The sequence below is a fragment of the Nocardioides sp. Z38_18 genome (genome assembly GCF_058215695.1).
In genome coordinates, this window is the sequence record NZ_JBZAJE010000001.1 from 1,257,274 (window position 1) to 1,280,572 (window position 23,299).

The 23,299-nt window shown below is 71.3% G+C and carries 23 protein-coding genes; 18 read left to right on the top strand and 5 right to left on the bottom strand.

The window, feature by feature from the left end; translation table 11 throughout:
* The first annotated feature begins 13 nt into the window (after positions 1 to 13).
* Complete coding sequence (locus tag AC4BGC_RS05975) at positions 14 to 1,843, top strand: AMP-dependent synthetase/ligase (protein WP_490554794.1); 1,830 nt, start codon at positions 14 to 16, stop codon at positions 1,841 to 1,843.
* A 79-nt stretch (positions 1,844 to 1,922) separates the two neighbouring features.
* Here AC4BGC_RS05975 and AC4BGC_RS05980 read toward each other — a convergent pair whose 3' ends face one another.
* Entirely contained in the window at positions 1,923 to 2,882 is a 960-nt protein-coding gene (locus tag AC4BGC_RS05980; protein ID WP_490554796.1) for an SMP-30/gluconolactonase/LRE family protein, read from the bottom strand.
* A gap of 99 nt (positions 2,883 to 2,981) precedes the next feature.
* Here AC4BGC_RS05980 and hemW point away from each other — a divergent pair, with 99 nt between their 5' ends.
* Positions 2,982 to 4,127, top strand: a complete 1,146-nt coding sequence (hemW, locus tag AC4BGC_RS05985) for a radical SAM family heme chaperone HemW (protein ID WP_490554798.1) — start codon at positions 2,982 to 2,984, stop codon at positions 4,125 to 4,127.
* Between the two features lie 153 nt (positions 4,128 to 4,280).
* Here hemW and AC4BGC_RS05990 read toward each other — a convergent pair whose 3' ends face one another.
* The gene (locus tag AC4BGC_RS05990; protein ID WP_490545084.1) at positions 4,281 to 5,141 is read right to left on the bottom strand and encodes a DUF3097 domain-containing protein; all 861 of its coding nucleotides are present in this window, start codon (positions 5,139 to 5,141) and stop codon (positions 4,281 to 4,283) included.
* Between the two features lie 236 nt (positions 5,142 to 5,377).
* On the opposite strand from AC4BGC_RS05990, the gene AC4BGC_RS05995 reads away from it, so the two are divergent.
* From AC4BGC_RS05995 to AC4BGC_RS06005, 3 genes are read left to right on the top strand one after another with little or no spacing between them, the layout of a single operon-like run.
* Positions 5,378 to 6,073, top strand: a complete 696-nt coding sequence (locus AC4BGC_RS05995) for a PadR family transcriptional regulator (protein WP_490545082.1) — start codon at positions 5,378 to 5,380, stop codon at positions 6,071 to 6,073.
* Positions 6,073 to 6,474 (top strand): DUF1707 SHOCT-like domain-containing protein, encoded by a 402-nt coding sequence (locus tag AC4BGC_RS06000; RefSeq protein ID WP_490545079.1) that lies wholly within the window; start codon positions 6,073 to 6,075, stop codon positions 6,472 to 6,474. The genes AC4BGC_RS05995 and AC4BGC_RS06000 overlap by 1 nt, the downstream gene beginning before the upstream one ends.
* A gap of 53 nt (positions 6,475 to 6,527) precedes the next feature.
* Positions 6,528 to 7,961 (top strand): short-chain fatty acid transporter, encoded by a 1,434-nt coding sequence (locus AC4BGC_RS06005; RefSeq protein ID WP_490554800.1) that lies wholly within the window; start codon positions 6,528 to 6,530, stop codon positions 7,959 to 7,961.
* 16 nt (positions 7,962 to 7,977) lie between these two features.
* Here AC4BGC_RS06005 and AC4BGC_RS06010 read toward each other — a convergent pair whose 3' ends face one another.
* Positions 7,978 to 8,826, bottom strand: coding sequence for an MBL fold metallo-hydrolase (locus AC4BGC_RS06010; RefSeq protein WP_490554801.1), 849 nt, complete (start codon positions 8,824 to 8,826; stop codon positions 7,978 to 7,980).
* A 108-nt stretch (positions 8,827 to 8,934) separates the two neighbouring features.
* On the opposite strand from AC4BGC_RS06010, the gene hrcA reads away from it, so the two are divergent.
* The 3 genes from hrcA (at position 8,935) to AC4BGC_RS06025 (ending at position 11,988) form a co-directional block, all read left to right on the top strand.
* Complete coding sequence (hrcA, locus tag AC4BGC_RS06015) at positions 8,935 to 9,957, top strand: heat-inducible transcriptional repressor HrcA (RefSeq protein ID WP_490545074.1); 1,023 nt, start codon at positions 8,935 to 8,937, stop codon at positions 9,955 to 9,957.
* Between the two features lie 107 nt (positions 9,958 to 10,064).
* Positions 10,065 to 11,237, top strand: a complete 1,173-nt coding sequence (gene dnaJ / locus AC4BGC_RS06020) for a molecular chaperone DnaJ (protein ID WP_490545072.1) — start codon at positions 10,065 to 10,067, stop codon at positions 11,235 to 11,237.
* A gap of 19 nt (positions 11,238 to 11,256) precedes the next feature.
* Complete coding sequence (locus AC4BGC_RS06025) at positions 11,257 to 11,988, top strand: 16S rRNA (uracil(1498)-N(3))-methyltransferase (protein ID WP_490554803.1); 732 nt, start codon at positions 11,257 to 11,259, stop codon at positions 11,986 to 11,988.
* 6 nt (positions 11,989 to 11,994) lie between these two features.
* Here AC4BGC_RS06025 and AC4BGC_RS06030 read toward each other — a convergent pair whose 3' ends face one another.
* Both AC4BGC_RS06030 and AC4BGC_RS06035 read right to left on the bottom strand, forming a co-directional pair.
* A complete protein-coding gene (locus AC4BGC_RS06030) occupies positions 11,995 to 12,969 on the bottom strand; it encodes a Gmad2 immunoglobulin-like domain-containing protein (protein WP_490554805.1) in 975 nt (324 codons plus the stop codon).
* Positions 12,966 to 13,505 (bottom strand): sigma-70 family RNA polymerase sigma factor, encoded by a 540-nt coding sequence (locus tag AC4BGC_RS06035; RefSeq protein ID WP_490545065.1) that lies wholly within the window; start codon positions 13,503 to 13,505, stop codon positions 12,966 to 12,968. Before AC4BGC_RS06035 ends, AC4BGC_RS06030 begins: the two co-directional genes overlap by 4 nt.
* A gap of 141 nt (positions 13,506 to 13,646) precedes the next feature.
* Between AC4BGC_RS06035 and AC4BGC_RS06040 the strand changes: the two genes are divergently transcribed.
* The 10 genes from AC4BGC_RS06040 (at position 13,647) to era (ending at position 23,211) form a co-directional block, all read left to right on the top strand.
* Positions 13,647 to 14,021: a histidine triad nucleotide-binding protein gene (locus tag AC4BGC_RS06040; protein WP_490554807.1), complete on the top strand. Its 375-nt coding sequence runs from the start codon at positions 13,647 to 13,649 to the stop codon at positions 14,019 to 14,021.
* A 132-nt stretch (positions 14,022 to 14,153) separates the two neighbouring features.
* The gene (locus AC4BGC_RS06045; RefSeq protein ID WP_490545061.1) at positions 14,154 to 15,209 is read left to right on the top strand and encodes a PhoH family protein; all 1,056 of its coding nucleotides are present in this window, start codon (positions 14,154 to 14,156) and stop codon (positions 15,207 to 15,209) included.
* A 7-nt stretch (positions 15,210 to 15,216) separates the two neighbouring features.
* Positions 15,217 to 15,735, top strand: a complete 519-nt coding sequence (gene ybeY, locus AC4BGC_RS06050) for an rRNA maturation RNase YbeY (protein WP_490545059.1) — start codon at positions 15,217 to 15,219, stop codon at positions 15,733 to 15,735.
* Positions 15,736 to 15,744: 9 nt separating this feature from the next.
* The gene (locus AC4BGC_RS06055) at positions 15,745 to 17,082 is read left to right on the top strand and encodes a hemolysin family protein (RefSeq protein WP_490545057.1); all 1,338 of its coding nucleotides are present in this window, start codon (positions 15,745 to 15,747) and stop codon (positions 17,080 to 17,082) included.
* A 43-nt stretch (positions 17,083 to 17,125) separates the two neighbouring features.
* A complete protein-coding gene (locus AC4BGC_RS06060) occupies positions 17,126 to 17,464 on the top strand; it encodes a cytidine deaminase (RefSeq protein WP_490554809.1) in 339 nt (112 codons plus the stop codon).
* Between the two features lie 80 nt (positions 17,465 to 17,544).
* Complete coding sequence (locus AC4BGC_RS06065; protein ID WP_490554810.1) at positions 17,545 to 18,963, top strand: FAD-binding oxidoreductase; 1,419 nt, start codon at positions 17,545 to 17,547, stop codon at positions 18,961 to 18,963.
* Entirely contained in the window at positions 18,960 to 20,264 is a 1,305-nt protein-coding gene (locus AC4BGC_RS06070) for a class I SAM-dependent methyltransferase (protein WP_490554812.1), read from the top strand. Before AC4BGC_RS06065 ends, AC4BGC_RS06070 begins: the two co-directional genes overlap by 4 nt.
* A 96-nt stretch (positions 20,265 to 20,360) precedes the next feature.
* Entirely contained in the window at positions 20,361 to 21,440 is a 1,080-nt protein-coding gene (locus AC4BGC_RS06075) for a glycoside hydrolase family 43 protein (RefSeq protein ID WP_490554815.1), read from the top strand.
* A gap of 29 nt (positions 21,441 to 21,469) precedes the next feature.
* The gene (locus tag AC4BGC_RS06080) at positions 21,470 to 22,273 is read left to right on the top strand and encodes a siderophore-interacting protein (RefSeq protein ID WP_490554817.1); all 804 of its coding nucleotides are present in this window, start codon (positions 21,470 to 21,472) and stop codon (positions 22,271 to 22,273) included.
* Complete coding sequence (gene era, locus AC4BGC_RS06085) at positions 22,270 to 23,211, top strand: GTPase Era (protein WP_490545046.1); 942 nt, start codon at positions 22,270 to 22,272, stop codon at positions 23,209 to 23,211. Before AC4BGC_RS06080 ends, era begins: the two co-directional genes overlap by 4 nt.
* The last annotated feature ends 88 nt before the right edge of the window (positions 23,212 to 23,299 follow it).

Consider the following 23,299-nt stretch of genomic DNA (forward strand, 5'->3'; position numbering starts at 1 on the left):
CCAGGAGCACCCCATGTCGCCCGTCGCAACTGACACGTCGTTCATCGAGAACCGGTCGCCGAACGTGGCCGCCCAGTTCCGTGAACGCGTTGCCAAGACCCCCGACCTGGTGGCCTACAGCCGCCCCGGCGCCGAGGGGGAGCCCTGGCCGTCGTACACCTGGAAGGAGACCCAGGACGCGGTCGACCGGATCGCCGCAGGCCTGCTCTCACTGGGTCTCGAGCCGCAGCAGCGGGTCGGGATCGCCTCCAACACCCGGGTGGAGTGGATCTTCGCCGACCTCGCGATCATGTGTGCGGGGGGTGCGACGACCACCGTCTACCCCACGACCCACGCCGAGGACGTCTCCTACATCCTCGCCGACTCCGAGTGCCGCGTGGTCTTCGCCGAGGACGCCAGCCAGGTCGAGAAGCTCACGAAGTACAAGTCCGAGCTGCCGCATCTGTCCAAGGTCGTCCTGATCGACGGCGAGGGCGACGGTGACTGGGTGATCAGCCTCGAGGAGCTGAGCGTGCTGGGTGACGCCCACCTCGCGGCGAACGCCGATGCGGTGGAGAACGCGACGGCGGCCATCGAGCCGGAGCACCTCGCCACGTTGATCTACACCTCCGGCACGACCGGCAAGCCCAAGGGCGTTCGCCTGCGGCACTCCTCGTGGACCTACGAGGGTGCGGCGATCCAGGCCCAGCAGATCCTCGACGAGAGCGACGTGCAGTTCCTGTGGCTGCCGATGGCGCACTCCTTCGGCAAGGTGCTGCTCTCCACCCAGCTCGCCTGTGGCTTCGCCACCGCGGTGGACGGCCGCGTCGACAAGATCATCGAGAACCTCGCGGTCGTCAAGCCGACCTTCATGGGTGCGGCGCCGCGGATCTTCGAGAAGGCGCACGCGCGCATCGTCACGATGCAGGCCGCCGAGGGCGGCGCCAAGGAGAAGATCTTCCTCAAGGCGTTCGAGGTCGGTCGCAAGGTGGACGCGCTCAAGCGGGACGGCAAGTCGGTCCCGCTGCCGCTGAAGGTGCAGCACGCACTCTTCGACCGGCTGGTGTTCTCCAAGATCCGCGACCGCTTCGGTGGACGCGTCCGGTTCTTCATCTCCGGCGCCGCTGCGCTCAACCAGGACATCGCTGAGTGGTTCCACGCCGCGGGCATCCTGATCCTCGAGGGCTACGGCCTCACCGAGACCTCGGCCGGCGCATTCGTCAACCACCCCGACTCCTACAAGTTCGGCACCGTCGGCTCGGTCTTCCCCGGCAGCCGGGTCCGTCTCGGCGAGGGTGACGAGATCCAGATCAACGGCCCCAACGTGATGGACGGCTACCACAACCTGCCCGACGAGACCGCGAGGACGCTGACCGAGGACGGCTGGCTGCGCACCGGTGACAAGGGATCGCTCGACTCCGAGGGGTTCCTGACGATCACCGGCCGGATCAAGGAGCTGTTCAAGACCTCCGGCGGCAAGTACATCGCGCCGCCGGCGATCGAGGCGAAGTTCAAGGCCGTGTGCCCCTACGCCAGCCAGTTCATGGTGTTCGGCAACGACCGCAACTACTGCGTCGCGCTGGTCACCCTCGACCCCGACGCCGCGGCCGACTGGGCCAAGGAGAACGGCCTCGGCGGGAAGTCCTACGCGGAGATCGTTGCCGCCCCGAAGACCCGCGAGATGGTCCAGGGGTACGTCGACACGCTCAACTCCCAGCTCAACCGGTGGGAGACGGTCAAGAAGTTCCAGCTGCTCGACCACGACCTCTCGGTCGAGTCCGGTGAGCTGACCCCCTCGATGAAGGTCAAGCGCAACGTCGTCGAGAGCAACTACGCCGCGGAGATCGACAAGCTCTACACCTGAGCAGTCGCTCGCCGATCGGATCGCTCCGTGCCCGGTCCCAGCCGACGCTGGCGCCGGGCACGGTCGCGTCCGGGGGAGCTCAGCGCCCCAGCCGGGTGATCCAGTACGGCGTCGTCGGTGTCTCCGGCGTCCCGAACCGGGCGTTGGGCAGGTAGAGCCGGTTGCGGTACCGGGCGATGGTGGTGGGGACGTCGAAGTCGCCGGAGGTGCGGGTCCGGACCAGCCGGGCGGCCTTCCCGCGCTTGCCGAGCTCGAGCACCGCGACCTTGTTGAGCCGGTTCTGGACGACGTACAGGGTGCGGCCGCGGCGCAGCATGCCGTCGCCGTTGGTCAGGGTGGCCGACCCCAGGGCCACCCGGGTGGCGACGCCGGTGCGGGGGTTCACGCGGAACAGGTAGCCGGTGGGCGACTGCACCACCAGCAGGGCGCGGCCGTCGGGGGTGGTGCTGATCCCGTTGGCGTTGATCACCCCGGGCTGCTGCTGCCAGGCGCCGCGCAGCGCGACGGTGCGCACCGCTGCCTGGGAGGGCTGGCCGTTGCGCGGGGTCACCCGGTAGAGGACCGCCCGGGAGGAGTCGGTGAACCAGGCGGACCTCCCGCGCAGCACGACGTCGTTGACGAAGGAGTCGCCGCTCGCCAGGTCGATCTGCGCCAGCACGCGTCCCGTGCGGGCGCTGACCACCTTGGCGTCACCGTCGTCGCCGCCGGCCACCCAGAGCCGGCCGCGGCCGTCGAGCTTGAGGCCGACCGCGGGGGTGCCGTCGCCCCTGCTGATCACCCGGCCCTTGCCCGTGCGCAGGTTCGCGGCGTAGATGCTGCCGTCGGCGCGGGAGCCGAGGTAGGCCGTGGGGCCGCCACGGATGGTGATGCCCTCGGGCTGGAACCCGGCGGGGAGGTTGATCCGCGTGGGTGCCGGTCGCGCCGAGTCGGCCTGGGCCGGGGCGGCGGTGAGCCCGACCGTGAGGCCGGTGGCGACGACGGTCGCCAAGCCACTGGTCAGGGCCGGGGTGAGGGTGCGGGCGAGGCGTCCGAGAGTCATCTGGGGATCCCTTCGACTTTTCGTCACGCTACCTCCGTCGGTGCGGCCCCGTCACGGCTCGTTTTCTCTCCGGGTGGCAGCCGGTGTGACACTGGGGCGGTGTCTCCCCAAGCTCCACCCGGCGTGCCGTTCGGTGTCTACGTGCACGTGCCGTTCTGTGCGGTCCGGTGCGGCTACTGCGACTTCAACACCTACACCGCGACCGAGCTCGGCGGGGGCGGGTCGCAGGCGGCGTACGCCGGGCACGCGGTCGCGGAGGTGGAGTACGCCGGACGGGTGCTCGGGCCGGACCGGCCGCCCGTGGAGACGGTGTTCTTCGGTGGCGGCACCCCGACGCTGCTGCCGGCCGCCGACCTGGTCGCCGTCCTGGCCGCGATCGACACGACCTTCGGGCTGGTGCCCGGAGCCGAGGTGACCACCGAGGCGAACCCCGACAGCGTCACCCCCGAGAGCCTCGCCGCCCTGCGTGCGGGCGGCTTCAACCGGATCTCCTTCGGGATGCAGTCGGCGGTGCCGCACGTGCTGCGGGTGCTCGAGCGCACCCACGACCCGGCCAACGTCGCCCGCGCGGTGGCGTGGGCGCGCGAGGCGGGGTTCGAGCAGGTCAGCCTCGACCTGATCTACGGCACGCCGGGGGAGTCGGTCGCGGACTGGCAGCGCTCGGTGGACGCTGCGCTGGCCTGCGGGCCCGACCACGTCTCGGCGTACTCCCTGATCGTCGAGGACGGCACCCGCCTCGCGCGGCAGGTGCGCACCGGGGTGATCCCTTCGCCCGACGACGACGACCTGGCGCAGAAGTACGTCCTGGCCGACGAGGCGTTCGGCGCGGCGGGCCTGGAGTGGTACGAGGTGTCCAACTGGGCCCGCAGCGAGGCCGCGCGGTGCCGGCACAACGAGCTCTACTGGACCAGCGCGAGCTGGTGGGGGATCGGTCCCGGCGCGCACTCCCACGTCGGCGGCGAGCGCTGGTGGAACGTCAAGCACCCCAGCGCCTACGCCGCCCGGATCGCCGCGGGGGAGTCTCCGGCCCTCGACGGTGAGCTGCTCGACGAGGACACCCGTCACCTGGAGCGGGTGCTCCTCGAGGTGCGCCTGCGCGACGGCCTCCCCCTCGATCTCGTCGACCGTTCCCGCGCCGAGACCGTGGTGGAGGACGGGCTCGCCGTACTCGGAGGGGAGCGGCTCGTCCTCACCCGCCGCGGCCGCCTCCTCGCCGACGCCGTGGTCCGCGACCTCGTCGACTAGCTCCCCGACGTACCTGGGAGCGCCCCTCCTCTCGCAGACGCGCGGACAGAAGTACCGGTCGAGCGGCCCGGCTGAGCGTGAAGCGGTGCGCGATTCCGAACTTGTGTCCGCGCGTGTGCGAGATCTGGACCGGGACTCAGTGGACGGCAGGGATCAGGTGCCGGGCTGGGTGACGAAGTCGATGAGCTCCTCGACGCGGCCGAGCAGGGCGGGGTCGAGGTCCTGGAAGCCGCGTACGCCGCCGAGGATGTGCTTCCAGGCGCGGGCGATGTCGGCCTGCTCGCGGTGCGGCCAGCCGAAGCTCTGGCACACGCCGTGCTTCCACTCCACGTTGCGCGGGATCTGCGGCCAGGCCTTCTTGCCCAGGCGCTCGGGCTTGACCGCGGCCCAGATGTCGATGAACGGGTGGCCCACGATCAGCACGTGCTTGCCGACGGCCGACTTGCGCACCGACGCGGCGATCCGGCTCTCCTTGGAGCCGGGCACGAGGTGGTCCACGAGTACGCCGACCCGCCGCTCGGGCCCGGGGCCGAAGTCGCGCAGCTTCTCGCCGAGGTCGTCGATGCCCTCGAGGTACTCCACGACGACGCCCTCGATCCTCAGGTCGTCGCCCCACACCTTCTCCACGAGCTCGGCGTCGTGGCGCCCCTCGACGAAGATCCGGCTGCCGCGGGCGACTCGGGCCTTGACGCCCTGCACCGCCACCGAGCCCGACGCCGTCCGGGTCGGGGCCTCGGGTCCCTTGCGGGTCGGCGGGACCAGGATCACCGGGCGCCCCTCCAGCAGGAAACCGGTCCCGAGCGGGAACGTGCGGCGCTTGCGTCGCCGGTCCTCGATCGTGACCGTGCCGAGGTCGCGCTCGACCTTGACGATCTCGCCGCACCAGTCGGTGGTCACCTCCTCGACCACGAGTCCGAGGTCGGCGTCGATCTCGACGGCCCGGCCCTTCTTCGGCGTACGCCAGTCGGTGGCGAGGACGTCGGAGCCGTAGCGGTCGTGCGGGGAAGGAGTCACCGGGAAACGCTACGACGCCGGCCCACCGGGCGCTGACCGGCTCGCCCGAGATCCGGGTAGTCCCGTTCGATCGGCCGGTCCACGGGGTCGATCAGGGTGCCAAATGATCGGGACTACCCGGAGATCCGGTCTTGCCTCACGAACACTCGCGATATATCGTCAACATATCGAGACAGTGTCGTTGTCACCCGAGGAGCACCACCGGGACCGGCACGCCGACGAAAGGAGCTCTCGACATGGGACACCCGATGTGGACACCAGACTTCGAACCGACCCGGCGCCAGCGCGGCGGGCGTGGAGGCGGCCGGCACGGCGCGCACGGCGGCTGGGGCGGCCCCTGGGCCGGCCCGATGGGCGGACCGCCGCCCTGGGTCGCGCAGATGTTCGGCCCCGGCTTCGGAGGTGACTTCTCCGGAGGACGCGGCGGCGGCCGCGGCCGCCCCCGGGTACGCCGCGGCGACGTCCGTTCCGCGATCCTCGACGTGCTGCACACCTCGAACGAGCCGGTGAACGGCTACCAGGTGATCCAGCAGATCGCCGAGCGCACCGACGGGGTGTGGAAGCCGAGCCCCGGCTCGGTCTACCCGACCATCGCCCAGCTCGAGGACGAGGGCCTCGTCGAGGACGCGCCCACCGGCCGCAAGGCGATCCGGCTCACCGCCGAGGGCACGGCGTACGTCGAGGCGCACCCCGAGGAGATGGCAGCGGTCTGGGCGCCGTTCGTGACCGAGGCCGACGACGAGGAGGCCGTGAACTTCAAGCAGGTGATCGGCCAGACCGTCGGCGCCATCGTGCAGGTGGCGACCACCGGCACGCCGGACCAGCGCGAGAAGGCGATCGAGATCCTCGGCGACACCCGCAGGCGGCTCTACGGCCTGCTCGCCGAGGGCCCTGACGGAACCGAGCCGGACGACGCCTTCGAGGAGGAGTGATGGACACGCTGCGGATCGGCGACGCGGAACGTGCGGAGGCCGTCGGACTCCTGGGCGACCAGTACTCCGAGGGCCGGCTGACCAAGGACGAGTTCGACGAACGCAGCGATGCCGTGTGGTCGGCGCGAACGCGGGGCGACCTCGTCCCGCTCTTCGCCGACCTGCCGGTGCGCTCGTCCTCGATGGCGCCAGCGGGAACGGCGGGCGCCGTCACCTCGGCCACCCGGGCATGGCGACGCCCGCCGTTCCCACTGGCGCCGGTGCTGTTCGTGCTGATCGCCCTGACCGTGCTCACCCACCTCCCGATCGTGCTGGTCGGGCTGCTGATCTGGTTCGTGCTCTCGCGCCGGTTCGGCATCGCGACCCCGTCGTGGAGCAGGTGCCGAACGAGCAGGCACTAGCCGCGGAGCGATCCCGGGCCTAGGTTGATCCCATCCTTTCGGGAAGGGACGCCATGGCGACCACCTCATCGACCGCAGAGGTCCAGGAACGCGGACTGGCGCGGTTCGCACAGCGACTCGCCGGGTGGACCGAGAAGTGGTTCCCCGACGCCTACGTCTTCGCCCTCGGCGGCGTCGTGGTGGTGACCCTCGCCGCGCTCGTCAACGGCTCCAGCCCCAAGGTGGTGGCGGAGTCCTTCGGCGGCGGCTTCTGGGGCCTGGCCGAGTTCACCCTGCAGATGGCGATGGTCGTGCTCAGCGGCTACGTCGTCGCGACCTCCCCGCCGGCGGCGAAGGCGATCGTGCGGATCGCGCGGGTGCCGTCCACGCCGCGGGGAGCGGTCGCCTTCGTCTCGCTGATCTCGTGCACGGTCTCCATGCTCAACTGGGGGCTGAGCCTGGTCTTCTGTGGGCTCCTCGCCCGGGCCATCGCTCGGCGAGACGACCTCACGGTGGACTACCGGGCGATAGGCGCGGCGGCGTACATGGGACTCGGTGCGGTCTGGGCGCTGGGGCTCTCCTCCTCCGCGGCGCAGCTCCAGGCCACCGCGTCATCGCTGCCTCCCGACCTGCTCAAGATCACCGGCGTGCTCGACTTCGGCGACACGATCCTCACCTGGCAGTCGCTGACCATGGCCGGCATCCTGATCGTGCTCACCGTGGTGATCGCGTGGCTCTCCGCGCCGCAGGGCGGGGCGATCAAGACCGCCGACGACCTCGGCGTCGACCTCGACGACACCGTCGACCCGCCCCCGCCGAGCACCCGCCCGGGGGAGTGGCTGGAGCGGTCGATGATCCTGCCGCTGTTCATCGGGGCCCTGGCGCTGCTGTGGCTGGTCTACCAGCTCCTGGACAACCCGTTCCTGAGCGTGATCAGCAGCCTGGACACCTACCTGCTCGTCTTCGTCGTGCTCGGGCTGGTGCTGCACGGCACCCCGCGGGGCTTCCTGGACGCGACCGCGAAGGCGGTGCCCACCACGGCGGGCGTCCTGGTGCAGTACCCCCTCTACGCCGCGATGGCCGCGGTCCTCACCGGCGCCGCGGGACGTGGCGGGCTCTCGGTCTCCGAGCACCTCGCCGAGTTGTTCACCGACCTCGGCGGCGGTGGCGGGTTCGCGATCGTGATCGCCATCTACACCGCGATCCTGGGGATCCTGGTGCCCTCCGGTGGGGGCAAGTGGCTGGTCGAGGCGCCGTACGTGATGCAGTCGGCCACCGACGTGGGGATGAACCTCGGCTGGACCGTGCAGATCTACAACGCGGCCGAGGCCCTGCCCAACCTGGTCAACCCGTTCTTCATGCTGCCGCTGCTGGCGGTCCTGGGGCTGCGCGCCCGGGACCTGATCGGGTTCACGTTCGTGCAGTTCCTCTTCCACCTGCCGGTGGTGCTCCTGCTGCTGTGGCTCCTCGGGATGACCTTCGAGTTCGTGCCCCCGAAGGTGCCCTGACGCCGCCGGCGGCCACTCAGATCAGCGGCAGTCGCTTCGCGTCGCGGGGCAGCTGCTCGTAGGCACGTCGTACGGCGTCGCCCAGCCGCTCGCTCGGGTAGGGCCAGGCCGCTGCCTCCAGTGCGTCGCGCAGCGGTACGCCGCGCCCGGCGAGGTCGCGGATGGTCTCGGCGACCACGCCGATCGCCGAGCGCTGCTCCTCCACGAACTCCTTGTCGACCGGGGCGCCGTGCCCGGGCACGACCACGGTGGCCGGCCCGATCAGCTGCAGCACGAGGTCGAGGGAGAGCGGCCACTCCAGCGGGAAGCAGTCCTCACCGTACGACGGCATGTCGGACTCCTCGACGAGGTCGCCGGCCAGCAGCACGTCCGCGTCGTCGATGCGTACGACGAGGTCCCCGGCGGTGTGCCCGCGTCCGGGGTGCACCAGCTCGACCGAGCGGTCGCCGAGGTCGATCGCCGCGACCGAGGAGAACGTCGTGTCGGCCGGGACGACCGGCGTCTCGAGCACCTCGGCGGCGCGGTCGTCGCCGGCCTCGCGCAGCTGCTCCTTGGCCCGCTCGCCGGTGGCCACGGTGGTCTGGGCGGTGGCCTCGTGGGCCGTGATCGGCACCGCGCCCCAGGCCTCTCGGAAGGCGCTGTTGCCGAAGGTGTGGTCGAAGTGGTCGTGGGTGTTCACGATCCCGACCACCGGACGCGAGGAGAGTCGCCGCAGGTCGGCGATCACCTCGCCCGCGGCCCTGCTCGAGGCGTGCGTGTCCACGACGAGGAGGCCCGCCTCGCCCTCGACGACGGTGACGTTCACGTCGTACCACTCGTAGCGCGCCACCCAGATCCGCTGGCCAATCTCCGTGAAGTCCGACACGAACGAGACCCTACGTTTGCCTAGTAGGATTGGCACTCCGGCGCGACGAGTGCTAGACCGGTCGGCACGGGTCAGGGACAGCGCCGGACAGGACACTGGAGGAGCGACATGCAGGACGACCGCAGGCTTGCCGTGCTCCGGGCGATCGTCGAGGACTACGTCTCGACCCGGGAGCCGGTCGGCAGCAAGGCGCTCGTGGAGCGGCACCAGCTCGGCGTCTCACCGGCCACCGTGCGCAACGACATGGCCACCCTCGAGGAGGAGGGGCTGATCGCCCAGCCGCACACCAGCGCGGGCCGGATCCCCACCGACAAGGGCTACCGGTTCTTCGTGGACCGGCTGACCCAGATCAAGCCGATGTCGGCGGCCGAGCGCCGCGCGATCTCGACGTTCCTCGAGGGCGCCTACGACCTCGACGACGTGATCCAGCGCTCCGTGCGGGTGCTCGCCCAGCTGACCCGGCAGATCGCTATCGTGCAGTACCCATCGCTGGCCCGGTCCACCGTGCGGCACGTCGAGCTCGTCGCGCTGACCCCGTCCCGGCTGCTGGCCGTGCTGATCCTGTCCACCGGCCGGGTCGAGCAGCGGGTCGTGGAGCTGCCCGTCGAGCTCGAGACCGACGCCCTCGCAGACCTCCGCTCCCGGGTGCTGCTCGCGTGCGTGGGCAAGTCGATCGCCGATGCCTCCAACGCCCTCGGCGCGCTCACCGACCAGACCGACCACCTCGACCGCACGCACGTGGCGGTGATCACCACCGCCCTGGTCGAGGCGATGTCCAGCGAGCGGCAGACCGAGCGGGTGGTGGTCGGTGGGACCGCGAACCTCGCCCGCTTCGGGGAGAGCTTCGACCAGTCGATCAAGCCGATGCTGGAGGCGCTCGAGGAGCACGTCGTGCTGCTCAAGCTGCTCGGCGAGGCGACCTCCTCTGACTCCCTGACCGTGAGGATCGGGCACGAGGGGCCCTTCCAGGAGCTCTCGGGGACCTCTGTGGTCGCCACGGGCTACGGTCCAGGGGAGGAGCCCGTGGGGTCGCTCGGCATCGTGGGGCCGACCCGGATGGACTACCCGGGCTCGATGGCCGCCGTACGCGCGGTCGCCCGCTACGTCTCCACCCTCCTCGACCAGGCCTGACCCGCGCCTGCCGCAGACCAGCACCACCCGCAAGTGACCCAAGATTCCGCCCAGAGATTCAGCCCAGAGATTCCGCCCAGAGATTCCGCCCAGCCGAAAGATGACACGTGAGCCAGGACCCCTACGAGATCCTCGGCGTCTCCCGGGACGCCGAGGCCGACGAGATCAAGAAGGCCTACCGGCGTCTTGCCCGTCAGCTCCACCCCGACGTCAACCCCGACCCGGAGACCCAGGAGCGGTTCAAGGAGGTGTCGGCCGCCTACGAGGTGCTCGCCGACCCCGAGAAGCGCCGGATGTACGACCTCGGTGGTGACCCCTTCGGTCGCGGCGGCGGCGGTCCCGGCCAGGGTGCCGGGTTCTCCTTCACCGACATCATGGACGCCTTCTTCGGCGGCCAGGCCGGTGGCGCGGCCGGCGGACAGGGCCGCGGCCCGCGTCCGCGGATGCGCCGCGGGCAGGACGCCCTGGTCCGCATCGAGATCGAGCTCGCCGAGGCGGCGTTCGGCGTCACCCGCGACCTCAAGGTGGACACGGCCGTGCTGTGCACGGTGTGCGAGGGCAGCGGCGCTGCGCCCGGCTCCAAGCCGGTGACCTGTGAGACCTGCCACGGCCGCGGCGAGGTCCAGCAGGTGCAGCGCTCCTTCCTCGGCGAGATCCGCACCGTGCGTCCCTGTGCCGCCTGCCGGGGCTTCGGCGAGATCATTCCCGAGCCGTGCCGCGAGTGCTCCGGGGACGGCCGGGTCCGCTCGCGCCGCTCGATCACCGTGAAGATCCCCCCGGGCGTCGACACCGGCACCCGTGTCCAGCTCGCCCAGCAGGGCGAGGTCGGCCCCGGCGGTGGTCCCGCCGGCGACCTCTACGTCGAGATCCAGGTGGTGCCGCACCCGGTGTTCACCCGCGACGGCACCGACCTGCGCTGTCGCGTGACGGTGCCGATGACCGCCGCGGCACTCGGTACGACGATCCAGCTGCCCCTGCTCGAGGCCGACGTGGCCGAGGGCGACTCCGACATGGAGCTGTGGGTGGACCTCGAGGTCCGGCCCGGGACCCAGTCCGGCACCGAGACGGTGCTGCGCGGGCGCGGCGTCCCGCACCTGCGCTCCCAGGTCCGCGGTGACGTGGTGGTCACGGTCGACGTGGAGACCCCCGGTCGTCTCGACGAACAGCAGGAGGAGCTGCTGCGCGAGCTGGCCCGGCTCCGGCACGAGGAGACGCCCGACGGGCAGCTCCACTCGCCGCACAAGTCGGTGTTCGGGCGCCTGAAGAACGCCTTCAAGTGAGCGCCGTCCGGGTCGCCCGGTGACGCTGCCGGTCTTCCTGGGACCCGTCACGGGGACGGCCTCGGGGGACTCCGTGGTCCTCGAGGGCGACGAGGCCCGGCATGCCGTCGTGGTGCGCCGGATCCGGGTGGGGGAGCAGGTCGTGCTCACCGACGGCCGCGGCACCGCCGCCACGTGCGTGGTGGAGGCGACCTCGAAGTCGTCGATGACCGCCACGGTCACCTCGGTGGCCCTGGCGCCGGCGCCGGTGCCCCACGTGACCGTGGTGCAGGCGATCCCCAAGGGCGAGCGGGCCGAGCTCGCCGTCGAGGTGCTCACCGAGGTGGGCGTCGACCGGATCGTTCCGTGGGCCGCGGCCCGCTCGGTCGGCGTGTGGCGCGGCGAGCGGGCCCAGAAGTCGCTGGCCAAGTGGCGTTCGGCCGCCCGCGAGTCCGGCAAGCAGTCGCGGCGGTCCTGGCTGCCCGAGGTCACCGAGATGGCCACGACGGCCGAGGTCGCCGCCCTCGTGGACGCCGCCGGCCTGGCCGTGGTGCTCCACGAGGCGGCGTCGGCCCCGCTCTCGGCGCTCTCCCTGGAGGGCGTGGAGTCCATCGTGGTGGTGGTCGGCCCCGAGGGCGGGATCAGCGACGAGGAGCTCGAGGTCCTCGGCGCGGCTCACGTCGTACGCCTGGGGGAGTCGGTGCTGCGGACCTCCACCGCCGGGCTCGCCGCCGTGGCAGCGCTGCTGTCCCGGACCCCGCGCTGGGGCTGAACGCCCCTACTCGACGGTGATCTCCTTGGTGTCCTGGCTGACGCCGACACCCTCTCCGTCGGACTCGTCGGTGTCGCGCACCACGAGCGTGTAGTCGCCGGGCTCGGCGGTCACCGTGAACTCGTACGGCGAGAGCGTGCAGCACTCCTTCGCGGTGGCGAAGCCGGTGCGGACGACCCGGTCGCCCTGCCTGAGCTCCCAGACCACGTTGGCCTCGAAGGCCGATGCCTGGCCGGTGACCTCGAACTCGGTGCCCACCGTCGCGCCCTGCGTCGGCGTGGCGATCGAGACCGGGGCCAGCATGGTGTCGGCACCGGTGGGCTGCAGGGGCTCGAGGGTGTCGACCCCGAAGAGGTCCCCGGGGCTCCCGTCCACCGTGATCAGCACGGGCAGCTTGGTGCCGGTCGCGTCCTGGGCGGTGCGCACGAGCGCCTCGACGAGTCGCTCGGGGTCGGCCGGCATCGCGACGGTGGCGGCTGCCGGGAAGGCGAGGTCGATGGTGATCCGGTCGCTGCCGAGGCTGGCCGTGGGCGTCACCGGAAACCGCCACGCGGTGTAGTCGGGATCCAGGGGACGCCCCGAGATCGTCTGCTCCACCGCGGCCTGCAGCTCCGAGTCGGCGCCGTCGGGGAGTGCGTGCGTCTCCTTGAACAGTCGCTGGCCCGCCGCCGTCGCGCCGAGGTAGTAGGCGGGCACCTCGACGTCGGTCGGCGCAGGATCCGCCTCGGCAGTGCCCGGCGACGCCGCCGGGGCCGAGGGGTCGCGCTGTGCCAGCCAGGAGGTCCCGCCGATCACCAGCACGGTCGCCACGGCGGCCGCCACCGTGACCGGCAGCCAGCCGCGGGCAGCCGAGGGCCGCTTCACGCGGGCACGGATGTCGTCGCTGGTGCCGGTGGGGTGCACGTCGGAGACGGCGTCGCCGAGCAGCGCGCGCATTTCCGGCTCGTCGTTGGTCGGGCCGTCGTTGTTCGGAGTGGTCATGAGGTCTCCTCGAGGAAGGCTGAGAGGTGGAGACGCAGGGCGGCTGCCCCACGCGATGCGTGGCTCTTCACGGCCCCGGCGCTGATGCCCAGGGTCTCGGCGATCTCCCGCTCGGAGAGGTCGAGGTAGTAGCGCAGCGCGAGCACCTCACGCTGCCGGCGCGGCAGCCGCGCCATCGCTTCCAGCACCGCCTGGCGGCGTACGGCGTGCAGCGCGTCGTGGTCCGCCCCGGGATGATCGCGGTCGGGCGAGAGCGACTCGGCGGGGTGCCGCGAGACCACCGCGAGGTGGCGCAGCACCGAGCGCGACCGGTTGACCACCGCCTGACGCAGGTACGCCGGCGCGTCGTCGGGCATCGCGGCGGAGCCGGATCGTTGCGACCGCTGGTACATCGCCACGAACGTGTCCTGCACCACCTCCTCGGCGCGGCCCGCGTCGCGGAGCAGCAGCACGGCGAGCCGCACGAGTCGGACGTAGTGCTCGTCGTAGAGCCGCTCCAGGGCCGCGTCGGCCCACGGATCTGCGTGGATGGGCACCCCCTGGGTTGGGCCGGGCTGCTGCGCCGGCAAGACGATGGTCACGCTAGTGGGACGCGGGGGTGGATGGATCGGTTTACCCGCCGACCCGGCAAATCGGGCGAGATCGATCCCGGGCGCCCGATCGGGCATGCTGGGGCGATGAGCACAGATGGTGTGACCGAGGACAACCCGGCCGAGGATTGCCTGTTCTGCAAGATCGTGGCCGGCGAGATCGAGGCGGACGTGGTGCACGAGACGCCCACTACCGTGGCGTTCCGGGACCTGAGCCCCCAGGCGCCGACCCACGTGCTGGTGATCCCGCGCAGCCACTACCCGAACGCCGCGGCGCTCGCGGCGGGGGAGCCCACGACCGCGGCGGACCTGTTCGCCGCAGCCGGGGCGATCGCGCAGAGCGAGGGGCTCGGGGACGGGTACCGGCTGGTGTTCAACACCGGGCCCGCGGCGAACCAGACCGTGTTCCACGTGCACATGCACCTCATCGGCGGCCGCACCATGGGCTGGCCCCCCGGCTGAGCGGGCCTGATCCGGGCCGATCCGGGCTGGGTGTTGCCCACGATCCACAACCCGGGTGCGCCCCGTGCGCGGGCTGCGTAGCATTGACCCGTCAGTACTTCCGAACGAAGGGCCGCCCCCCACCGGGCATCCATGTCTGAGACCAGCAAGGCCGACACAGTCGGCACCGGCACGCAACCCGCCTCCGGTCCCGGAGGCCCCGACGAGACCCAGCACCTCGTGGTGGTGCCCACCAGCATCAACATGGTCTCGCTCCTGGGCCCCGCCGACGAGCACCTCGCCTCGATGGAGAAGGCCTTCGAAGCCGACCTCCACGTGCGCGGCAACGAGATCACGCTGCGCGGCGCGCCCTCGGAGATCGCGCTCGCCGAGCGGATGCTCGACGAGCTCGTCACGATCATCCGTACCGGGCAGGGAATGACCACCGAGACGGTCGAGCGGGTGATCACGATGCTGCGCGCCGAGACCTCCGAGCGTCCCGCCGACGTGCTCTCCCTCAACATCTTGTCCAACCGCGGCCGGACGATCCGCCCCAAGACGCTGAACCAGAAGCGCTACGTCGACGCGATCGACAAGAACACGATCGTGTTCGGGATCGGCCCCGCGGGCACCGGCAAGACCTACCTCGCGATGGCCAAGGCCGTGCAGGCGCTCCAGGCCAAGAAGGTCAACCGGATCATCCTGACCCGCCCGGCCGTGGAGGCAGGGGAGCGCCTCGGGTTCCTGCCCGGCACGCTGAGCGAGAAGATCGACCCCTACCTGCGCCCGCTGTACGACGCGCTGCACGACATGCTCGACCCGGAGACCGTCCCCAAGCTCCTCGCGGCCGGGACGATCGAGGTCGCGCCGCTGGCCTACATGCGCGGACGCACGCTCAACGACGCGTTCATCATCCTCGACGAGGCGCAGAACACCTCCCCGGAGCAGATGAAGATGTTCCTGACCCGGCTCGGGTTCGGGTCCAAGATCGTGGTCACCGGTGACGTCACCCAGGTCGACCTCCCCTCGGGCATCCGGAGCGGGCTGCGAGTCGTCGAGGACATCCTCGGCGGCATCGAGGACGTCTCGTTCAACCGCCTCACGGCCCACGACGTCGTCCGGCACCGCCTGGTCGGGCAGATCGTCGCGGCGTACGAGGCCCACGACGAGCGCCGTCCTGACGGCCGCCGCGACCACGAACGCCGGTGAGCGGACGATGACCATCGAGGTCCTCAACGAGTCCGGCGTCGAGATCGACGAGCTCCGGACCCAGCGGCTGGCCCGGTTCGTGATGGACCGGATGCGCGTGCACCCGCTCGCCGAGCTGTGCGTCACCGCGGTCGACCGGGACACGATCTCCCAGCTCAACGAGAAGTGGATGGAGAAGGAAGGCCCCACCGACGTGCTCGCGTTCCCGATGGACGAGCTGCGTCCCGGGATGGTCAACGAGGAGCCCGAGGAGGGTGTGCTCGGTGACCTGGTGCTGTGCCCCAGCATCGCGGCCGAGCAGGCCCGGACCGCTGGGCACTCCACGGTCGAGGAGCTCGACCTGCTCACCGTGCACGGGATCCTGCACCTGCTCGGCTACGACCACGCGGAGCCCGAGGAGCACCGGGAGATGTTCGGCCTCCAGGCCCAGCTCCTCCAGGAGTGGCTGGCCCGGGAAGCCGAGGGGGCCGCGGCGTCCGACGTACCTGATGTGCCCGACCCCGGCTCCGACCCCGACCAGGGCTGAGGCCCAGAGATGAGTGGAGACAGTCCGGGCCTGATCGTGGTGGTCGTGGGCCTCGTCCTGCTGGCCGGAGTCATCACCAGTGTCGAGGCCGCGCTGTCGGGGTTCTCCCGGGCCCGCGCCCTCGAGCTCGAGCAGGAGCAGCGCCCCGGCGCCCGCCAGCTGCTGCGGATGCTCGAGGACGCACCGCGCTACCTCAACGCGGTCCTCGTGGTCCGGCTGCTGACCGAGACCTCGGCGGTCGTGCTCGCCACCGCGGTGGTGCTCGACCTGCTCGGCCCCGGCCGGTGGACCTCGGTGCTCGTCGCGATCGGGGTGATGTTCCTGGTCCTGTTCGTGCTGATCGGCGTGGGACCGCGCACGGTCGGGCGGCAGCGCAGCGAGGCCATCGCCCTGGCCTCGGCCGGCCTGGTGGTCGCGGTGGGCCGGGTCCTGGGCCCGCTGCCCCGGCTGCTGATCCTGCTGGGCAACGCGCTGACCCCGGGCAAGGGATTCTCCGAGGGGCCGTTCTCCTCGGAGGTCGAGCTGCGCGAGATGGTCGACCTGGCCGAGGCGTCCAGCCTGATCGAGTCGGGCGAGAGCAAGATGATCCACTCGGTCTTCGAGCTCGGCGACACCTTCGTGCGCGAGGTGATGGTGCCCCGCACCGACGTGGTCTACATCGAGAGCGGCAAGACCCTGCGCCAGGCGATGTCGCTGTTCCTGCGCAGCGGCTTCTCCCGCGTCCCTGTCGTGGGGGAGGACCTCGACGACATCCTCGGGTTCGTCTACCTCAAGGACGTGAGCAAGCGCGTCTTCGACCGGCAGGCCGCCCAGACGACCGAGCACGTCGAGTCGATGATGCGCCCGGTCTTCCACGTCCCCGACTCCAAGCCGGTCGACGACCTGCTGCGCGAGATGCAGGCCCAACGGCGCCACATCGCCGTGGTCGTCGACGAGTACGGCGGCACGGCGGGCATCGTGACCATCGAGGACATCCTCGAGGAGATCGTCGGCGAGATCACCGACGAGTTCGACGCCGAGGCGGAGTCCGTCGAGGAGCTCGAGGACGGCTCGCGCCGGGTCCCGGCGCGGTTCCCCGTGGACGACCTCGACGAGATCCTCGGCATCTCGATCGACGACGACGAGGTCGACTCCGTGGGCGGCCTGATGGGCAAGCACCTCGGCAAGGTCCCGATCCCCGGCTCCACCGTCGAGGTGGCCGGGCTCCGGTTCACCGCCGAGGAGGCCAAGGGCCGGCGCAACCGGGTCGGGACGGTGCTGATCACGCCGCTGGCGAAGTCCACGGCCCTCACCGGCCCGGCCGACCACGAGTCCGAGCGCGGCTCCCACGCCCGCGCACAGCGCTGAGGCCCGCGGCCACCGCTCCGGAGAGGGCCATAGACTCAGCGACGTGATCTCGCTGCCTCCCGAGGACAACAAGCTGGTCGTGCTGGCCCGGGCGACCCGGGCCCGCGTGGGTGCTGCCGAGGGCGCCGCACTGCGTGACCTCGACGGTCGCACCTACGCCGCCGCCACCGTCGACCTCCCCTCCCTCCAGGTCTCCGCCGTTGGCGTCGCGGTGTCGATGGCCGTGGCCAGCGGCGCCAGGGGCGCGGAAGCGGTCGTGGTGCTCACCGAGACCGGGATCAGCGAGGCGGATCTCGACGTCGTCCGCGACTTCGCCGGCCCTGGGACCCCGGTCCACCGGGGGACCCCTGCGGGCCAGGTCGAGGAAACTCGCTGGTCCTGATTTTGGGGATCCTGAGAGGATCCTTAAGCAACGACGCGATTCGGGTTGCATCTGGCAACCAAAAGCCGGAGGGTGCCGATGTGGACTCGCTGACGCAGCACCATGACGCCGTACGCCGGCTGACGAGCTCCTACGACGCGCTGGCGCCCGACTCCCCGGTCCGGCTGGCGAAGCGCACCTCCAACCTGTTCCGCCCCCGTGAGGCCGCTGCCGGCTCCGGTCTCGACGTGTCCGGGCTCGACGGGGTGATCGGCATCGACGTCGCGGGCCGCACGGCCGACGTGCAGGGGATGTGCACCTACGAGGACCTCGTCGACGCCACCCTGCCGCACGGCCTGATCCCGCTCGTGGTGCCCCAGCTGCGCACGATCACGCTGGGCGGCGCGGTCACCGGGCTCGGCATCGAGTCCACGTCGTTCCGCAACGGCTTGCCGCACGAGTCCGTGCTCGAGATGGACATCTTCACCGGCGCCGGCGAGGTCGTCACCGCCCGGCGTCCGGCTCCGGGGGTCCCCGACGAGCACTCCGAGCTGTTCGTCACCTTCCCCAACTCCTACGGCTCCCTCGGCTACGCCACCCGGCTGCGGATCGAGCTCGAGCCGGTCAGGTCACACGTCGCGCTGCGCCACGTGCGGTTCAGCGACACCGAGTCCCTGCAGCGGGCGATCGCCACGATCACCGAGACCGGCGAGTGGCACGGCGAGCGCATCGACGCGATGGACGGCACCGCCTTCGAACCGGGGGAGTACTACCTCACCCTCGGCACCTGGACCGACGCCCCCGACGGCGACGGGTCCGACTACGCGGGCCAGCAGATCTACTGGCGCTCGATCCAGCAGCGCGAGATCGACCTGCTCACCACCTACGACTACCTGTGGCGGTGGGACACCGACTGGTTCTGGTGCTCCCGGGCCTTCGGCGCCCAGAACCCGTGGGTACGCCGGGTCTGGCCGCGCCGGCTGCGCCGCTCGGACACGTACCAGCGCCTCGTCGGCCTGGACCGTCGGTTCTCGATCATGGACCGGCTCGACCGCAGGGCGGGGCGCCCCCAGCGGGAGCGGGTGATCCAGGACGTGGAGGTCCCGGTCGAGCGGCTCGGGGAGTTCCTCGCCTGGTTCGACGGATGCGTCGGGATGCGGCCGGTGTGGCTGTGCCCGCTGCGGCTGCGCTCGCCGGCGGATCCGGCGGACCCGGTGGCCGGGCAGGCGGGACCCACCTGGCCGTCGTACCCCCTGGAGCCGGGACGGACCTACGTCAACGTCGGGTTCTGGGGCGCGGTGCCGGTGGGCGAGGACGCCCCGAACAGCCCGCTGAACCGCGCGATCGAGGACAAGGTCGCCGAGCTCGACGGGCACAAGTCGCTGTACTCGGAGTCGTTCTACGACCGCGGGACCTTCGACCGGCTCTACGACGGCGCCAACCTCGCAGCAGTGAAGAAACGCTATGACCCCGACGACAGGCTGACCAGTCTCTACGACAAGGCGGTGCGACGACAGTGACGCAGATCAAGGACCAGGCCTCCGCGCTGAACAGCCCGAAGCTGTCCCTGGCGCAGGTCTTCGAGACCCTCCTGGCCGGGCCGGCGCCGGTCCGGTTCACCGCCTACGACGGCAGCACCTACGGCCCCGAGGATGCCCCGGTGGGGCTGAACCTCAAGAACGAGCGCGGACTCGCCTACATGGTGACGGCGCCCGGAGACCTCGGGATGGCCCGTGCCTACGTGTCCGGCGACCTCGACGTGATCGGGGTGCACCCCGGTGACCCCTACGCGGGTGCGGTGATGCTGCTGCGGTCGATGCGTTTCCGCCGTCCCTCGCCCAGCGACGTGCTCACCCTGCTGAGGTCGGTGGGGCTGAGCCACCTCGTGCCCCCGCCGCCCCCGCCGCAGGAGCACCTGCCCCGGTGGCGACGCGTGGTCGAGGGGTTCCGGCACTCTCAGGAGCGCGACGGCAAGGCCATCCAGCACCACTACGACGTCTCGAACCGGTTCTACGAGATGGTGCTCGGCCCCTCGATGACCTACACCTGCGCGCTCTTCGAGACCGAGTCGAAGACCCTCGAGGAGGCGCAGTTCGCCAAGCACGACCTGGTGGCCCGCAAGCTCGACCTCAAGCCCGGTCAGCGGCTGCTCGACGTCGGCTGCGGGTGGGGCGCCATGGCACGCCACGCGGCCCGGGAGTACGGCGTCAGCGTGCTCGGCGTGACGCTCTCGCGCGAGCAGGCGGAGTGGGCCCGGGCGAAGAACATCGAGGAGGGCCTCGACCACCTCGTCGAGGTGCGTCACCTCGACTACCGCGACGTGCAGGAGACCGGGTTCGACGCGGTCAGCTCCATCGGGCTGACCGAGCACGTCGGGGTGGACCAGTACCCGGCGTACTTCGGCTTCCTGCGCGACAAGCTCGTCCCGGGCGGCCGGCTGCTCAACCACTGCATCACCCGGCCCGACAACCAGCCCAAGCAGACCGGCGCGTTCATCGACCGCTACGTGTTCCCCGACGGTGAGCTGACCGGCTCCGGGCGGATCATCACCGAGGCCCAGAACGCCGGGCTGGAGGTCCACCACGAGGAGAACCTGCGCGAGCACTACGCACTGACGCTCGCCGGCTGGAGCGCCAACCTGGAACGCCACTGGGACGAGGCGGTCGCCGAGGTCGGGGAAGGCACCGCGCGCGTGTGGGGGCTCTACATGGCGGGCTCGCGGATGAGCTTCGACCGCAACGAGATCCAGCTGCACCAGGTGCTCGCCGGACGCACCCGCGACGACGGCCGGAGCGGGTTCCCGCTGCGGCCCACCTGGTGAGCCGCGCCGAGACGTTTTCCCGTTGCGGGTGCGCACCGGCCGGGCCCGGGAGATAGTGCGCGAGCACACGTTCGCCTACATCCCGGGAGCCCGTCGATGGCCACCAGAGCCCAACGTGCCGTCCGGTGCCTGCTGGTGGGTGGGGTGCTGGCCGCCCTGCTCGTCTCGGGGCAGGTCGTCGCCGACGCCGAGACCCAGGCTCCGGCGCCGAACGGCAGCGACCCGTTCAGACCCGGCGCGGCCTACCGTGGCGACTTCCCGGACCCGACCGTGATCCGGGTGGGTGCGCGCTACTACGCCGCCTCCACCACGGTGGCGGGCCTGAGCCTGCCGCTGATGACCTCGAGGAACCTGCGCACCTGGACCACCCGGGCGGCACCCGACCGGGCCAGGCCCGGACGCAACGACGGCCTGCCGACGCCGCCGCCGTGGGCGCAGGTGCGCACGACCCAGGGTGGCCGCACGTTCATGGCCACGTGGGCGCCCTCGGTGGCGCGTACCCGAGTCGGCTACCTGGCGGCGTACTCCGTGCCGCGCGCGAGCGACGGGCGCCGGTGCATCTCGCTGGCACGCAGCGCCTCGCCGATGGGGCCGTTCGTGGACTCCTCGCGCACCGCGCTGCTCTGCGGTCCCGGGGTGATCGACCCGCAGGTCTTCGTCGACCGCGGGGCGACCTGGCTGCTGTTCAAGGTGGTCGGGTACGGCGGCGGCACGTTCGTGCGGCAGCTGAACTCCAACCTCACCGGCTTCGCGCTCGGCACCCGGCACTACCCGCTGCTGAAGCCCAAGCCGAGGTGGGAGGGAGGCGTGGTGGAGAACGCGGCGATGATCCGGTTCCGCAAGAAGCTCTACCTGTTCTACTCGGGCAACAACTGGACCACCTCGCGCTACGCCACCGGGTACGCCGTCTGCAAGCGCGTCACCGGCCCCTGCAAGCGCAAGGGGCTGCTGCTGGCCACCGGCCGCTACGTCGCGGGGCCGGGCGGGGCCACTCCGTTCCTGGACACGGCCGGGCGGCTGAGGCTGGCCTTCCACGCCTGGCAGGCGGGCAACGTCGGCTACGCCTCGGACACCAGCTGTCGTGCCGCCACCCGCGGGTGTGCGCAGCGGCGGCTGCACCTGGCCCACCTGGTCCCCGCGAAGCGTGGTCGGCTCCGGCTCTCCAGCTGGTTCTGAGGGGTCCGCGCGGCGGATAGCCTTGGTCGGTGACCTCCCGGACCCCCCTCGACGCTGTCGTGCGCCGTCGTGACGTGCTCGGACCCCACCTGGTGCGCCTGGAGCTCGAGACCCCCGAGGGGTTCACCTCCACCGGTGTCCCCGACGAGTGGGTGGCGTTGACCGTGCCCGGCCAGTTCCAGACCCGCTACTACACGGTTCGCTCGGTCGCGGGCGGCGTACTGACCCTCGACGTGGTGGTGCACGAGCACGGCCTGGTCACGGAGTGGGCCCAGACCGACTGCGTGGGACAGACAGTGGGGATCTCCGCCCCGAAGGGGTCCTTCGAGCTGCCGGCCGACGCTCGCTGGGTGGTGCTGGCCGGGGACCTGACCGCGCTGCCGGCGATGGCCCGGATCGCGGAGAGCCTCGACCCGGAGACGGTCCCGGTGCAGATCCACGCGGAGGTGCCGGACGGGGAGATGCCCGGGTACGTCGACGCGCCGGTGCAGTGGCACGACGCCGCTTCCGGGACCAGCAAGCTCGCGGAGATCGTCCGGGGGATCCAGTGGCCCGAGGGGCCCGGCTACTTCTGGATGGCCGGTGAGTCCGCGCAGATGCGCGACATCCGCCGGCACGCGCGCCACGACCTCGGCTGGGACACCCGGCACTACGACGTGATGGGCTACTGGAGCGGCAGCCGGGGACGACAGGCACGGCAGGTCGACCCGGGCCCGATCGTCGCCCGCGGGCGCGCGCTCGGCCGCACCAACGAACAGATCTGGGCGGACTACGATGCCGCCGCCACGGAACCTGGGGTCGAGCAGCGGCCCCCGGGAAGGGAAGACACATGAGCTCCGACAGCTCGACGAAGGCCCCGGCTCACCGCTCAGGGTTCGCCTGCTTCGTGGGGCGGCCGAACGCCGGCAAGTCCACGCTGACCAACGCGCTGGTGGGCAGCAAGGTGGTGATCACCAGCTCCAAGCCGCAGACCACGCGGACGGTGGTGCGCGGGATCGTGCACCGCCCCGACGCCCAGCTGATCCTGGTCGACACCCCAGGGCTGCACCGGCCACGCACCCTGCTCGGCGAGCGGCTCAACGACCTGGTCACCAGCACGTGGTCCGAGGTCGACGTCGTGGGGGTGTGCTTCCCGGCGAACGAGAAGATCGGGCCGGGCGACCGGTTCATCGTCAACGAGCTGAGCAAGGTCCGTCGTACGGTCAAGGTGGCGATCGCCACCAAGACCGACCTCGCCACCCCGGACCAGATCGCCCAGCACCTGATGGACATCGCCGCCCTCGGCCAGGAGACCGGCACGGAGTGGGCCGAGATCGTCCCGGTCTCGGCTGTGGAAGGGGACCAGGTCGGGCTGCTGGAGCGGCTGCTGATCGGGCTGCTCCCGGAGGGCCCGCCGCTCTACCCCGACGGGGAGCTCAGCGACTCGCCTGAGGAGGTGATCGTCGCCGAGCTGATCCGCGAGGCCGCCCTCGAGGGCGTGCACGACGAGCTGCCGCACTCGATCGCCGTGCTCGTGGAGGAGATGGCGCTCAAGGAGGGCCGTCCCGCGGACAAGCCCCTGCTGATCGTGCACGCCAGCCTGTTCGTGGAGCGCGACTCCCAGAAGGGCATCGTGATCGGGCACAAGGGCAAGCGGCTGCGCGAGGTCGGCACCGCCGCCCGCAAGCAGATCGAGGCGATGCTCGGTACGCCGGTCTACCTCGACCTGCACGTGAAGATCGCCAAGGAGTGGCAGCGCGACCCCCGTCAGCTGCGCAAGCTCGGCTTCTAGGCCCTGCTGCCCAGGCACCCTGCTCTGGCATCCTGCTCCGGGTGACCGCCTCCGCCCCGCAGCCGACTGCGGCCGTGCCCGGGCGCCG

What these genes read in the sequence shown, in the direction of transcription:
- AC4BGC_RS05975 (WP_490554794.1), top strand. Translation starts at nt 14, where the DNA reads ATGTCGCCCGTCGCAACTGACACGTCGTTCATCGAGAACCGGTCGCCG.
- AC4BGC_RS05980 (WP_490554796.1), bottom strand. Translation starts at nt 2,882, where the DNA reads ATGACTCTCGGACGCCTCGCCCGCACCCTCACCCCGGCCCTGACCAGT.
- AC4BGC_RS05995 (WP_490545082.1), top strand. Translation starts at nt 5,378, where the DNA reads ATGGGACACCCGATGTGGACACCAGACTTCGAACCGACCCGGCGCCAG.
- AC4BGC_RS06000 (WP_490545079.1), top strand. Translation starts at nt 6,073, where the DNA reads ATGGACACGCTGCGGATCGGCGACGCGGAACGTGCGGAGGCCGTCGGA.
- AC4BGC_RS06005 (WP_490554800.1), top strand. Translation starts at nt 6,528, where the DNA reads ATGGCGACCACCTCATCGACCGCAGAGGTCCAGGAACGCGGACTGGCG.
- hrcA (WP_490545074.1), top strand. Translation starts at nt 8,935, where the DNA reads ATGCAGGACGACCGCAGGCTTGCCGTGCTCCGGGCGATCGTCGAGGAC.
- AC4BGC_RS06030 (WP_490554805.1), bottom strand. Translation starts at nt 12,969, where the DNA reads ATGACCACTCCGAACAACGACGGCCCGACCAACGACGAGCCGGAAATG.
- AC4BGC_RS06040 (WP_490554807.1), top strand. Translation starts at nt 13,647, where the DNA reads ATGAGCACAGATGGTGTGACCGAGGACAACCCGGCCGAGGATTGCCTG.
- AC4BGC_RS06045 (WP_490545061.1), top strand. Translation starts at nt 14,154, where the DNA reads ATGTCTGAGACCAGCAAGGCCGACACAGTCGGCACCGGCACGCAACCC.
- ybeY (WP_490545059.1), top strand. Translation starts at nt 15,217, where the DNA reads ATGACCATCGAGGTCCTCAACGAGTCCGGCGTCGAGATCGACGAGCTC.
- AC4BGC_RS06055 (WP_490545057.1), top strand. Translation starts at nt 15,745, where the DNA reads ATGAGTGGAGACAGTCCGGGCCTGATCGTGGTGGTCGTGGGCCTCGTC.
- AC4BGC_RS06075 (WP_490554815.1), top strand. Translation starts at nt 20,361, where the DNA reads ATGGCCACCAGAGCCCAACGTGCCGTCCGGTGCCTGCTGGTGGGTGGG.
- era (WP_490545046.1), top strand. Translation starts at nt 22,270, where the DNA reads ATGAGCTCCGACAGCTCGACGAAGGCCCCGGCTCACCGCTCAGGGTTC.